The 12,817-nt window shown below is 61.2% G+C and carries 9 protein-coding genes; 4 read left to right on the forward strand and 5 right to left on the reverse strand.

The window, feature by feature from the left end:
- Nucleotides 1–119: 119 nt before the first annotated feature.
- Nucleotides 120–1,082 (forward strand): nucleoside hydrolase, encoded by a 963-nt coding sequence (locus KUV52_RS04335; protein WP_222524692.1) that lies wholly within the window; start codon nucleotides 120–122, stop codon nucleotides 1,080–1,082.
- 664 nt (nucleotides 1,083–1,746) lie between these two features.
- On the opposite strand, the gene KUV52_RS04340 is transcribed toward KUV52_RS04335, so the two are convergent.
- The 3 genes from KUV52_RS04340 to pepA all read right to left on the reverse strand — a co-directional run bounded on the left by KUV52_RS04340 (nucleotide 1,747) and on the right by pepA (nucleotide 6,660).
- Nucleotides 1,747–4,593 (reverse strand): valine--tRNA ligase, encoded by a 2,847-nt coding sequence (locus KUV52_RS04340; protein ID WP_222524693.1) that lies wholly within the window; start codon nucleotides 4,591–4,593, stop codon nucleotides 1,747–1,749.
- Between the two features lie 23 nt (nucleotides 4,594–4,616).
- A complete protein-coding gene (locus KUV52_RS04345) occupies nucleotides 4,617–5,078 on the reverse strand; it encodes a DNA polymerase III subunit chi (protein ID WP_222524694.1) in 462 nt (153 codons plus the stop codon).
- A 73-nt stretch (nucleotides 5,079–5,151) separates the two neighbouring features.
- Entirely contained in the window at nucleotides 5,152–6,660 is a 1,509-nt protein-coding gene (gene pepA / locus KUV52_RS04350; RefSeq protein WP_222524695.1) for a leucyl aminopeptidase, read from the reverse strand.
- A 235-nt stretch (nucleotides 6,661–6,895) separates the two neighbouring features.
- On the opposite strand from pepA, the gene lptF reads away from it, so the two are divergent.
- Together lptF and lptG are read left to right on the forward strand one after the other, a co-directional pair.
- Nucleotides 6,896–8,014, forward strand: coding sequence for an LPS export ABC transporter permease LptF (gene lptF, locus KUV52_RS04355; RefSeq protein ID WP_222524696.1), 1,119 nt, complete (start codon nucleotides 6,896–6,898; stop codon nucleotides 8,012–8,014).
- Nucleotides 8,014–9,075 carry an LPS export ABC transporter permease LptG gene (lptG, locus tag KUV52_RS04360; protein WP_222524771.1) on the forward strand — a complete coding sequence of 354 codons (1,062 nt, stop codon included), beginning with the start codon at nucleotides 8,014–8,016 and terminating at the stop codon, nucleotides 9,073–9,075. Before lptF ends, lptG begins: the two co-directional genes overlap by 1 nt.
- A gap of 68 nt (nucleotides 9,076–9,143) precedes the next feature.
- Here lptG and KUV52_RS04365 read toward each other — a convergent pair whose 3' ends face one another.
- Together KUV52_RS04365 and KUV52_RS04370 are read right to left on the reverse strand one after the other, a co-directional pair.
- Entirely contained in the window at nucleotides 9,144–9,938 is a 795-nt protein-coding gene (locus KUV52_RS04365; protein ID WP_222524697.1) for a general secretion pathway protein GspB, read from the reverse strand.
- The gene (locus KUV52_RS04370; RefSeq protein WP_222524698.1) at nucleotides 9,938–11,476 is read right to left on the reverse strand and encodes an AAA family ATPase; all 1,539 of its coding nucleotides are present in this window, start codon (nucleotides 11,474–11,476) and stop codon (nucleotides 9,938–9,940) included. The genes KUV52_RS04365 and KUV52_RS04370 overlap by 1 nt, the downstream gene beginning before the upstream one ends.
- A gap of 107 nt (nucleotides 11,477–11,583) precedes the next feature.
- On the opposite strand from KUV52_RS04370, the gene KUV52_RS04375 reads away from it, so the two are divergent.
- A complete protein-coding gene (locus KUV52_RS04375) occupies nucleotides 11,584–12,807 on the forward strand; it encodes a multifunctional CCA addition/repair protein (RefSeq protein ID WP_222524699.1) in 1,224 nt (407 codons plus the stop codon).
- Nucleotides 12,808–12,817: the final 10 nt, after the last annotated feature.

The following is a 12,817-nucleotide window of genomic DNA, read 5'->3' on the forward strand; positions in this document are numbered from 1 at the left end:
TTTAGTCTTTTAGCGCCCTTCGGGGCGCTTTTTTGTGGCGCTGGTTGGGGCCAGGATCACAGCCGCTCTTTCCCTCTCTCTGCCATACTTGTTCTCCCTTCCATTAACGAGAGAAGAAGATGGCTGAGACCATCATTTTCGATACCGATCCCGGCATCGATGACGCCATGGCCCTGTTGCTGGCCCATGCCCACCCAGCGATTCACCTGAAGGCCATCACCACGGTGTACGGTAACGGTACCATTGAGGATTGCACCCGCAACGCCTGCTACCTGAACCAGAAGTTCGGTATGGGTGCCGAGGTGGTCAAGGGCGCTGCCGGCCCGCTACGCCGCAGCCCCAATGGCCCCACAACCGTCGTCCACGGCGAACATGCCATGGGTGATGTGGTTGCGCCCGCTGACACCCCCATCGACATTGATGAGCGGCCTGCCTACCGCTATCTGTGCGACACCATCAATGAGCAGCCGGGGGAGATCACCCTGGTGGCAGTGGGGCCGCTCACCAACCTGGCGCTGGCTCTGCAGCATGACCCCGACATCGCTCACAAGGTGAAGCAGGTGGTGGTGATGGGCGGTGCCTTTGGCACCCGAGGCCACTTTGGTAACGTGGCGCCTTTTGCCGAAGCCAATATCCATGATGATCCGGATGCGGCAGACAGAGTGTTTACCGCACCGTGGCGGGTAACCATTGTGGGGTTGGATGCCACCCATGAAGCCTTTTTCAGCAGCGACTATCTGGATGCATTGAAAGCGGACGGTGGCAAAGCCGGTGCCTTTATCCACGATGTCAGCCGCTTCTACCTGGCGTTCTACTCCGACAAGCTGGGACTGGATGGCTGCCACGTCCATGACCCCTCGGCGGTGGCCTATGTGATCGACCCGACCCTCTTCACCACCCGCTCCGGCCCGGTGCGTGTGGTGTGTGATGGCCCGGCCATCGGCATGACCCTGCAGAAGATCGACCCCTTCTGCTACGCCGACGACGAGTTCAGCCCCCACCCGGCTCAAAGCGTGTGCGTGGCCGTGGATGAACCGCGCCTGCTGACGCTCTATCGGGACAGCATCCTATCGCTGGGGTGACCCGTGCACCTGTGTGGAGGTAGCGTGGGCTTATAGCCCACGGGTCGCGTCCATTTCGAGGCACCATTTGCCTGGGTTTCCGTGGGCCACAGGCCCACGCTACGGTTCGCTCCGCAGGGAATATTGCGCAATTTGGAGTGGGGCCTTGGCCGTAGCGTGCCGCCTATGGCGCACGATTCGGAGTCTGTAACTGCCCTGGTTTCCGTTTGGAAGTAGCGTGGGTTTATAACCCACGGTTCGCGTCCATTTCGAGGCACCATTGCCGTGGGCTATAAGCCCACGCTACGAAGCGCACGAAGCACGCCTTCTCGGCACAATGAGGTTGGGGGTAGCGTGGGTTTATAACCCACGGTTCGTATCCATTTCGAGGCACCATTTGCCTGGGTTTCCGTGGGCCACAGGCCCACGCTACGGTTCGCTCCGCAGGGAATATTGCGCAATTTGGAGTGGGGCCTTAGCCGTAGCGTGCCGCCTATGGCGCACGATTCGGAGGCTGTAACTGCCTGGGTTTCCGTGGACCACAGGCCCACGCTACGTCGAGTTCGAAGGTTGATACCACCCTGGCTCCCGCGGCTTATAGCCCACGGGTCGCACGCATTTTGCTTTACCGGTTCCAACAAAAACGCCGTCCCAAAGGACGGCGTTTTTTATGGCTCAAATTCGCTTACAGCGCTTTGAGTTGAGTCTTCTGCTCTTCCAGCTTGGCGATGTCCCGCTTGGCTTCATCCAGCTTGGCTTGCTCCTTGGCCACAACGGCTTCCGGTGCTTTGGCCAGGAAGCCCTGGTTGGAGAGTTTCTTCTCCACGCGGTCGGCGTCCTGGGCCAGCTTGGCGATCTGCTTGTCGATACGGGCCAGTTCAGCCTCCACATCGATCAGGCCCGCCATCGGGATCAGCAGTTCCATCTCACCGATGATCTGGGTGGTGGACATCGGAGCCTCACCCTCCAGCACGGAGATGGATTCCAGGTTGGCCAGGCGGGTCAGCATGATGCGGTTGGCATCGATGCGGGCCAGCTCCTGCTCACCGGCATTCTTCAGCAGCACGTTCAGCGGCTTGGACGGGCCGACATTCAGTTCACCGCGGACGTTACGTACCGCCACGATAAACTGCTTCACCCACTCCAGGTCCGCCTTGGCGGCGTCGTCCACCAGGGATTCATCGAACTCCGGATACGGCATCAGCATGATGGTGTCGCCACCTTTGCCGATCATCGGCGCTACGGTCTGCCAGATCTCTTCGGTGATGTAGGGCATCAGCGGGTGCATCAGGCGCAGCATCCCTTCCAGCACGGTCAGCAGGGTGTGGCGGGTGCCACGCTGCTGAGCCTCAGTACCGTTCTGCAGTACCGGCTTGGTCAGCTCCAGGTACCAGTCACAGAACTGGTTCCAGGTGAACTCGTAAGCGATATTGGCAGCGATGTCGAAGCGGTAGCCGTTCATGGCGTCACGCAGCTGCTTCACGGTGTCGTTGTAGCGGGCCAGGATCCAGCGATCCGCCAGGCTCAGCTCCATCTCGCCGCCGTCTTTGCCGCAATCCTGCTCTTCGGTGTTCATCAGCACGTAACGGCTGGCGTTCCACAGCTTGTTGGCGAAGTTGCGGTAACCTTCCAGACGGTTCATGTCCCAGTTGATGTCACGACCGGTGGAAGCCATGGCAGCCAGGGTGAAGCGCAGCGCATCGGTGCCGTGAGCGGAGATCCCCTCAGGGAACTGCTTGCGGGTGCTCTTCTCAATCTTGGCGGCCAGTTGCGGCTGCATCATGTTGCCGGTGCGCTTCTCAACCAGGGTTTCCAGGTCGATGCCGTCGATCATGTCCAGCGGGTCCAGCACGTTGCCTTTGGACTTGGACATCTTCTGGCCCTGCTCGTCCCGGATAAGGCCGGTGACGTACACGGTCTTGAATGGCACCTGAGACTTACCGTCTTCATCCTTGATGAAGTACATGGTCATCATGATCATCCGGGCAACCCAGAAGAAGATGATGTCGAAGCCGGTCACCAGCACATCTGTGGGGTGGAAGGTTTTCAGCTCCGGAGTCTGCTCCGGCCAGCCCAGGGTGGAGAAGGTCCACAGGGCGGAGGAGAACCAGGTGTCCAGCACGTCGTCGTCCTGGCGCAGAACCACGTCAGCGGCCAGGCCGTTGGCGGTACGCACTTCCGCTTCGTCGCGGCCCACGTACACTTTGCCGGATTCGTCATACCAGGCCGGGATACGGTGACCCCACCACAGCTGACGGGAGATACACCAGTCCTGGATGTCACGCATCCAGGCGAAGTACATGTTTTCGTACTGCTTGGGCACGAACTGGATGTCGCCGTTCTCTACCGCTTCGATGGCCGGCTTGGCCAGCGGGGCCACGCGCACGTACCACTGATCGGTCAGCATCGGCTCGATAACCACGCCGCCACGGTCGCCGTAAGGGACGGTCAGGTCGTGATCCTTGATCTCGTCCAGCAGACCCAGCTCGTCAAACTCGGCAACGATCGCTTTACGGGCAGCGAAACGCTCCATACCACGGTACTTCTCCGGCAGTTCAGCGGAGTAGACGTCAGTGGCTTCGCCGTTGGTGTCCAGCACCTCGGCTTCGTCGCGGATGTCGGCGTTGAAGGTCAACACGTTGATCATCGGCAGGGCGTGACGCTTACCCACTTCGTAGTCATTGAAGTCGTGAGCCGGGGTGATCTTCACGCAGCCGGTGCCCTTCTCCATGTCAGCGTGCTCGTCGCCCACGATGGGGATGCGACGGTTCACGATGGGCAGGATCAGGTGCTTGCCGATCAGGTCTTTGTAGCGCGGATCTTCCGGGTTTACCGCCACACCGGTGTCGCCCAGCATGGTTTCCGGACGGGTGGTGGCCACTACGATGTAGTCTTTGCCATCGGCGGTCTTAACGCCGTCCGCCAGCGGGTAGCGGAAGTGCCACATATGGCCCTTGGTGTCCTTGTTCTCCACTTCCAGATCGGAGATCGCCGTGTGGAGTTTCGGATCCCAGTTCACCAGGCGCTTGCCGCGGTAGATCAGATCATCTTCGTACAGGCGAACAAACACTTCCTGAACCGCCTTGGACAGGCCCGGATCCATGGTGAAGCGCTCACGGTCCCAATCCACAGAGGCGCCCATACGGCGCAGCTGCTGGGTGATGGTGCCGCCGGACTCTTCTTTCCACTCCCACACCTTGTCGATGAAGGTTTCGCGGCCCAGCTCCTGGCGGGTGATGTTCTGTGCGGCCAGCTTACGCTCTACCACCATCTGGGTGGCGATACCGGCGTGGTCGGTACCCACCTGCCACAGGGTGTTCTTGCCCTGCATCCGCTGGTAGCGGATCAGGGTGTCCATGATGGTGTCCTGGAAAGCGTGCCCCATGTGCAGGCTGCCGGTGACGTTCGGCGGCGGGATCATGATGCAGTAAGGATCTTTACTGGTGTCACCGTGGGGCTTGAAATAACCCGCGGCTTCCCAGCGCTGGTAGTGGCGCTGCTCAATCGACTGGGGGTTGTACGTCTTATCCATGGGGCCTATGACTCGTAGAAAACTTAAAACGGCTGACGGGCGAGATCCTGGGTGGTGAGGGTCACCCCCAGTTGGCGGTAATGGGCGAATCGTCTTCGCGCCTGCGCCTTGGCCTGCTCGTCAGCCGGGACAAAATCGATAATGTGGGCGAATTGTACCGCAAAATTGGGCACCTCGGGCGCGAGGTTGATCAACAACGCACGATTTACCGGCAGAGGGGCATTGGGGTTGGCCCAACCTATCTCTACCGGGGCGCCACCCTGAGGGCCCTCCCCCACCAGATTGTGGGGAATAAAGCTGTCTGGCTCGAACTGCCACAACTGCTCATCCAGGGCCTCAGCATCGGCCTGGCTGGCGCAGTACAGGTACACCCGCTGGCCTTTGCGGTAGGCGCGGGCGGCAGCCTGACAGGCGATATCCGCCGGGCGGTCAACCCTAGCGGAGTCGCTGCCGTCGGGCAAGAGATAGAAAGTGGCGTTGGCCATGCTGTTCCCCAGAAAAACAAAAGGCGGAGCCGTTGCTCCGCCTTACATTGTACCGATGGCGGTGCGCCGGTCGTTACTCTTGATCCACCACGCCAGCGCGGTTGATCAGGAACTGAGTCAGGATCGGCACCGGACGACCGGTAGAGCCTTTGTCCTTGCCGCTGTTCCAGGCAGTACCGGCCACATCCAGGTGGGCCCAGTGGTACTTCTTGGTGAAGCGGGACAGGAACGCGGCCGCGGTGATGGTGCCTGCCGGGCGTCCACCGATGTTGGCCATGTCCGCGAACGGGCTCTCGATCTGCTCCTGGTACTCATCCCACAGCGGCAGGCGCCAGCAGCGGTCACCGGAGGCATCACCGGCGTTCTGCAGCTCATGAGCCAGGGCGTTGTGGTTGGACAGCAGGCCGGAGGCATGCTTGCCCAACGCGATCACACAGGCACCGGTCAGGGTGGCAGTGTCGATCACCAGTTCCGGATCGAAACGCTCAACGTAGGTCAGCACATCACACAGCACCAGACGGCCTTCGGCGTCGGTGTTGAGCACTTCGATGGTCTGGCCGGACATGGAGGTCAGGATGTCACCCGGGCGGTAGGACTTGCCGTCCGGCATGTTCTCACAGCCCGCCAGGATTGCGACCACGTTGATCGGCAAGTCCAGTTCACACAGGGACTTCACCACACCGATAACGCCAGCAGCGCCACCCATGTCGTACTTCATCTCGTCCATCCCTTCGCCGGGCTTGAGGCTGATGCCGCCGGAATCGAAGGTCAGGCCCTTACCAATCAGCACGATCGGCTTCTGCTCGGAATCCGGTGCGCCTTGGTATTTGAGGATGGTCATCATGGACTCGTTTTCAGAGCCACGACCCACGGCCAGATAGGAGTGCATCCCCAGATCGGCCATCTCCTCTTCACCCACGATCTGCACAGACAGCTTCTCGTACTGCTCCGCCATCTGGCGGCCCTGGCTGGCCAGGTACGCGGGGTTACAGATGTTCGGCGGCATATTGGCCACGTCACGGCACAGCTTGGTGCCAGCCGCCACGCCCAGACCATGCTGGATCGCCTGCTCACCGATGGTGAGGTCACGGCGGGTGGGGACGTTGAACACCATCTTACGCAGAGGACGACGGGTTTCGTCCTTCTTGCTCTTCATCACGTCGAAGGTGTACAGGCTGGACTGAGTGGTCTCTACCGCCTGACGCACCTTCCAGTAGGTGTCACGACCCTTAACGTGCAGTTCGGTCAGGAAGCACACCGCTTCCATGGAACCGGTTTCGTTCAGGGTGCTGATGGTCTTGGCGATGATCTGCTTGTACTGGCGCTCATCCAGCTCACGCTCTTTACCGCAGCCGACCAGCAGGACGCGCTCAGACAAAACATTGGGAACATGGTGCAGCAACAGCATCTGGCCGGGCTTGCCTTCCAGATCACCGCGACGCAGCAAGTTGCTGATGTAACCGTCGCTGATCTTATCCAGTTGCTCCCCTACCGCCGACAGGCGGCGCGGCTCAAAGACTCCGACAACAATGCACGCGCTGCGTTGCTTTTCTGGGCTGCCGCTTTTTACACTGAACTCCATGGCGTCTCCTGGTTCTTAAAGACATTGCCTTTTTATTGTTGGATAATGATCCCTTTGTTGACACTTAGGCTGCCGAATCCGGCAACCCCTTGAACTCTCAGAATAGTCCGTTCGGACGGCACTTTTCGGCTTTCAGTAGCCCTGAGATTGTTCAAAAAGTATCAAAAGTAACTAGTTTACTTAAAAAACAAGCTGTTTCCAGAGAAATTACAAGTTTACTAAGCGGACACCGGCCTTGATCATCTTTAGGTACCTGCTGAAAGAAGCCCTCAGAGCGCAAATCGCGGTCCTGGCCGTACTGGTGACGATTTTCATCAGTCAGCAATTTGTGAAAATTTTGGCCGACGCGGCCGAAGGCCAGTTTCCTGGCAAATTGGTGGCCACTCTGCTGGCCCTCAACATGCCGGAACTGCTCTCCCTGATCCTTCCCCTCTCCCTGTTCCTGGGCGTCATGATGGCGCATGGGCGGATGTATGCTGACAGCGAGATGACCGTACTCCACGCGGTCGGCGTGTCGGAGTGGTACGTCACCCGGGTCACGCTGGTGCTGGCCTTTATCATGGCGTTGATCTCCGGAGCCACCGCCATCTATGTGGCGCCCTGGGCCAAAGAGACCGAATACCAGGTGCTGGAGAAAGCCGAGTCCGAGGCGGGCCTGGCGGCTCTGGTGCAGGGTCGGTTCCAGCGCGCGGCCAACGGCAAAGCGGTGATTTACGTCGAGGGCCTCTCCAAAGGCAAGCTGGACAAGGTGTTTGTCGCCCAGATGCCGGAGAAGGAGGACCCGGAAGGGGAAACCGCTCTGGTACTGGCACGTGGCGGCCGCATTGTGGAAGGCGCCGACGGTTCACAGCGTCTGCAGCTGCTGGACGGTAACCGTTTCAGCGGCGTCCTGAACCAGAAGGAGTACAACCTGGTTCAGTTTGGCGAGTACGAGATGGAGATTAAGTCCCAGGAAGCGGCCCACAAGCGCCGCAAACTGTCGGCCTACTCCATGACCCAACTGCTGGACGAGGGCAGCCCCGACGCCTGGGCTGAGATCCACTGGCGTCTGGCGGTGCCGATTGCGCTGCCGCTGCTGACCCTGATTGCCGTCCCCATGTCCCGGGTTAACGTGCGTCAGGGCAAGTTCGCCAAGATGCTGCCCGCCATCCTAATCTACCTGGGTTACTTCGGCCTGCTGATGGCGGGACGTAAGGCGATTGAGAACGGCGCGATTCCGCCGATTCTCGGACTCTGGTGGATCCACCTTTCCGCTCTGATCATCGGTATCGTGCTGATTGGCCGGGGTCGTCCGGCGTGGCGCAAATGGGTGCATGCCCTGCGTTGGAAGCGTCATAAGGAGGTGGAGGCATGATCCGCATTCTCGACCTCTATATTGCCCGCACCATTATCAACACCTCGGCACTCTGTCTGTTGGTGCTGACCGGCCTGTCGGGACTGATCAAATTCGTTGACCAGCTTCGCCTGGTGGGCCGGGGCGATTTCACCACTTGGGACGTGGCGCTGTACGTGCTGTTCCTGGTGCCCCGTGATATCGAGATGTTCTTCCCCATCGCCGCCATGCTGGGAGCCCTGATCGGCATGGGCATGCTGGCCTCCAGCTCCGAGCTGGTGGTGATGCAGGCCGCTGGCCTCTCCCGCCTCAACATCGCCGCGTCGGTGATGAAGACGGCGGTACCACTGATGATCGTGGCGATGCTGATTGGCGAGTACCTGGCACCGGTGTCGGAGCAAACCGCCCGGGAGATGCGGGCCCAGAAAACCTCGGGAGGGAGCCTGATCAGCTCCAGTACCGGCACCTGGGCCAAAGATGGCGAGCTGTTCGTCAACATCACCGAAGTGCAGGACGCCAAGACGCTGAAAGGGGTCACCATCTACCGCTTCGACGGCGAGAATCTGCTGCGTGAGATCACCTACGCCGAACAGGGCCGTTACGATGGCACGGCCTGGCGTCTGCTGGACGTCACCGAGACCGACCTCACCGATAAGCAGGTGAGCACCCTGCAGCGGGACGAACTGAACTGGCGCTCGACCCTGACCCCGGACAAGTTGCAGGTGGTTACCGTAAAACCGGAGGGGCTATCGATTGAGGGCCTGCTCGACTACGTGGACTACCTCAAGGCTAACCGGCAGGACACCACCCGTTATGAGCTGGCGCTGTGGCGTAAGGTGGCTCAGCCCATCACCGTTGGCGTGATGATGATGCTGGCCCTCTCCTTCATCTTCGGGCCGCTGCGCACCGTGACCATGGGGGCCCGGGTGCTGCTCGGGGTGATCACCGGCTTCAGTTTCTACATCGCCAACGAGATCTTCGGCCCCATGAGTCTGGTGATGGGATTGCCCACCTTCCTCGGAGCGATGCTGCCCAGTATTCTGTTTGCCATCGCCGCCTTCATATTGCTGCAGAGGCGATAGCTGAACACAAAAAAACGCCCCCAAATCGGGGGCGTTTTTTTATGCCGTAAACTCCGGACGTTTCCGTCTCAAAGGCTGCCGAGAGCGGGCACCCGGAAGCGCTGCCCATCCATCTCCAGCACCACTTCACTGGGGAGGATCTCCGCCACTGAGAGCCCAGGTGCGGCTTCATCCCCCTCCTGCAACTCACGTCCATTGGCGCGCAGCCAGCGGGAACCCGGATCAGTCGCATAGACGTGCGCGGTGATCTCCACATCCGGGATCCGCTTCTGGAACGCCCAAGGCATCTGGCCCAGTTTGGGCAGGTCCTCCGATTTAACCTCAATCGGTTCCGCAACCTCGGGCTCAGGTTGAGACCGAGCCACCACCTCAGCCTGATTCAGATTGGCCAGTTCACCGTCCGCTCCCATATCCATCAGGGCTTGCTGCAGTGCCGCCATCAGCGCCGGATTGGCTTGCATCTCTTCCGGCAGGGGGTCTGCTGCGTCCGGCACAATCGTCGGCGTTGAATCGGTCGCCTCCGGCGCCATCGCCACTTCGATGGGGGTAGCCACACCGGGGACAGCGATCGTCTGCACCTCCAGCTGCGGCTCGCGACGGGCCGCATCAAGAGGCGTCGGCACAGGCAGAGGCTGATGCTCCGCCAGTACCAGCAGAGATGGCTCCGCAACCGCCACCGGCGACTCCGTGGCGCCCGGCAGGGTCAGATACCCGACCGCAGCACCGATGGCCAGATTCAACACCGGCAGTCCCCAGTGCCAGGGACGGCGGCGGGGACGACGAGAAGGCATCACCGGCGTCAGTGCCGGATCCTGAGATTCCGCCTGGCGGGCGCGACGCACTGCATCCAGTAGCATTGACATCAGTTGCCCTCCTTAAGACGAGGCCCATCCACTGCAGCCAAAAGGCTCAGTCGCTCCAGGGTCTGGCGTCCGGCCAAGCCATCGATCTCCAGCCCCTGTTGGCGCTGGAAGGTGCGAAGGTCGGACTCCAGCTGCCGGTCAAACCGGTTCAGCAATCGGGCCGAACGGGCCTGAACCTGGGCCAGACGGTTCTCCAGCCACTGCACTTGCGCCCCGGCGCTGTCAGGGCCGATAAGCCCAGGCAGACTGGCTGGCGGTGCCCACAACAGGGTGTAGGTGCCCCGATAGTGCTCCTCTAGCCAGGAGCGGGGAGCCCAGAACTGCTGCTCACCCAGCGCCATAAGGTAGCGATCGTCTTCAGCACCAAGCAAAGTGCCGTAGTAAACCCGGTTGGTATCGCTGGAGAGGCTGATCACCGCAGGGCGGTTCAGCGTTAACAGCTGGTCGAGGTCGCCGCGGGCCCCTTCACAGGCCAGCCCACGCAACTCGGCAAATCGACAGGGCAGCTCAGCCGGAACCGGCTCACCCCAGTGGTGGAACAGCGCCTGGAACGCGATCAGTTCGCGGCCCTGAGTCGGGATCCACGCCGCCAGATCCACTTCCGGTGCCTTGACGGTCGGTGCAGGGACACTGGCCTGGGCGTCCGGAAGCAGAAGCCGGGTTGTTCCAAAACCCAATACGGCAGTGAGCACTGAGAGCGCCGCCACGGCGCCCCAGGGTCGCCCCTTGGGCTTGGCATCCAGCACCTCAACGGCCGCCGAGGACACATCATCGGCGTCGATCATCGGCTTTTGCGCACCATAACCGCCCATCAGTGCCCGCTCCGCCAGCAGGTTGATAACCCGAGGCACGCCGCCACTGTACTGGTGCAGCGCCTTGATGGCAGACGACTTGAACAGGGGCTGGCTGCGCCCGGCCACGTGCAGGCGGTGGTTTACGTAGGCCGCCACATCCTCCCGCCCCAGGGGCAGCAGGTGGTAACGTGCGGTAATACGCTGGGCCAACTGGCGCAACTCCTGCCGCTTTAGCAGCGCCTGCAGCTCAGGCTGACCGATAAGAATCACCTGCAACAGTTTGCGGGTATCGGTCTCCAGGTTGGTCAGCAGACGAAGTTGCTCCAGCACCTCAGGCTTGAGGTGCTGTGCTTCATCGATCACCATCACGGTGCGCCGGCCACGTTCGTGGTTCTCGGTCAGAAACGCGCTGATGCAGTCGGTTAACTGCTTCAGGGTCGGGCCCTCGGGATAGGCGATCTTCAGCTCGTCACAGAGCGTGGCGAGCAGTTCCGATTCGGTCAGGGCCGGATTGAGAATAAACGCCAAATCGGTATCTTCCGGCAGTTGCGCCAGCAGGCTGCGGGATACCGTGGTTTTGCCGGTGCCGACCTCGCCGGTCAGCAGCACAAAACCGCCATTTTCACCCAACCCGTAGGTCAGGTGGGCAAGCGCCTCCCGGTGGCGATCACTTAAAAACAGAAACGCGGGGTTGGGGGCGATGGAGAAGGGGCTCTGTGTGAACCCGTAAAACCCTTTATACATGACGCTCCAAAGCATTGGCAGGGAACGGTTTCAAGGTAAGTGCTAACCCATGGCTTGTCAAAACTCCCCCGGCCTATAATGGCGGTTCTGAGACATAAGGAGACAGCGTGAAGATCTATCTGGTTGGCGGGGCCGTCCGCGACGAACTTTTGGGCCTGACCGTAAAGGACCGCGATCACCTCGTGGTGGGGGCCAGCGCCGAGCAGATGAGCGCGCTGGGCTACCGTCAGGTGGGCAAAAGCTTCCCGGTTTTCCTGCACCCCAAAAGTGGTGAGGAGTACGCCTTGGCCCGGACGGAGCGCAAGGCGGGCCATGGTTATGGCGGCTTTGACTTTGATGCCGCGCCCACCGTCACGCTGGAGGAGGACCTGATCCGCCGTGACCTGACCATCAACGCCATGGCGCAGGATGAGCAGGGCAATATCTACGACCCCTACGGCGGCCAGGCGGACCTGGCCAATCGCCTGCTGCGCCATGTCTCCGACGCTTTTGTTGAGGACCCGCTCAGGGTGCTGCGCGTCGCCCGCTTCGCCGCCCGCTTCCACCATCTGGGCTTTACCGTCGCGGAGGAGACCCTGACGCTGATGCAGAAACTCAGCGACAGTGGCGAGTTGGATTACCTCAGTGCCGAGCGGGTCTGGCAGGAGACCGAACGGGCGTTGGGCGAACCCAACCCGGAGATCTATTTCCAGGTGTTGAGCCAGTGCCACGCCCTCTCTCACCTCTTTCCTGAACTCGCCGCCCTGGTGGGTGTGCCCCAACCTGAGCAGTGGCACGGTGGCCTGGACGCATGGGAGCACACCATGAAAGCGCTGACCCAGGCGGTCGCTCTGGGTGCCGGTGGCGCTGAGCGCTTCGCGGTACTGGTGCATGATCTCGGCAAAGCCCTGACCCCAGCGGACCAATGGCCCCGTCATATTGGCCATGAGCACGCCGGGCTTCGTCCTATCCGCGCCCTGTGTGAACGCCTGCGGGTGCCCAATGAGTGGCGGGATCTGGCCCTGCTGGTGGGGGAGATGCACCTCAACGTGCACCGCGCCCGAGAACTGAAGCCCGCCACACTGGTGCGTCTGTTCGATAAGCTCGATGCCTGGCGTAAGCCCGCTCGTTTTGCCCAGCTGCTGCGCTGCTGTCAGTGTGATGCCCAGGGGCGCCCCGGGCAGGAATCCACGCCCTACCCAGCCGCCGACTACCTGCAGGCGGCGCTGGCCGAAGCCAACCGGGTGGCCGTTAAGGATGTGGTGGCGGATGGCTTTAGCGGCGCCGACATCCGCGAAGAGTTGGGCAAGCGCCGCACCGAAGTGCTGGTCCGCTGGAAAGCGGCGCAATAAGCGCCCGCCG

The sequence above is a fragment of the Ferrimonas balearica genome (assembly GCF_019802055.1).
Taxonomy (GTDB): Bacteria; Pseudomonadota; Gammaproteobacteria; order Enterobacterales; family Shewanellaceae; genus Ferrimonas; species Ferrimonas balearica_A.

Bases quoted from the DNA above. Each gene is read 5' to 3' on its own strand.
- KUV52_RS04335 (WP_222524692.1), top strand. From the start codon at position 120: ATGGCTGAGACCATCATTTTCGATACCGATCCCGGCATCGATGACGCC.
- KUV52_RS04345 (WP_222524694.1), bottom strand. From the start codon at position 5,078: ATGGCCAACGCCACTTTCTATCTCTTGCCCGACGGCAGCGACTCCGCT.
- KUV52_RS04370 (WP_222524698.1), bottom strand. From the start codon at position 11,476: ATGTATAAAGGGTTTTACGGGTTCACACAGAGCCCCTTCTCCATCGCC.
- KUV52_RS04340 (WP_222524693.1), bottom strand. From the start codon at position 4,593: ATGGATAAGACGTACAACCCCCAGTCGATTGAGCAGCGCCACTACCAG.
- pepA (WP_222524695.1), bottom strand. From the start codon at position 6,660: ATGGAGTTCAGTGTAAAAAGCGGCAGCCCAGAAAAGCAACGCAGCGCG.
- KUV52_RS04365 (WP_222524697.1), bottom strand. From the start codon at position 9,938: ATGTCAATGCTACTGGATGCAGTGCGTCGCGCCCGCCAGGCGGAATCT.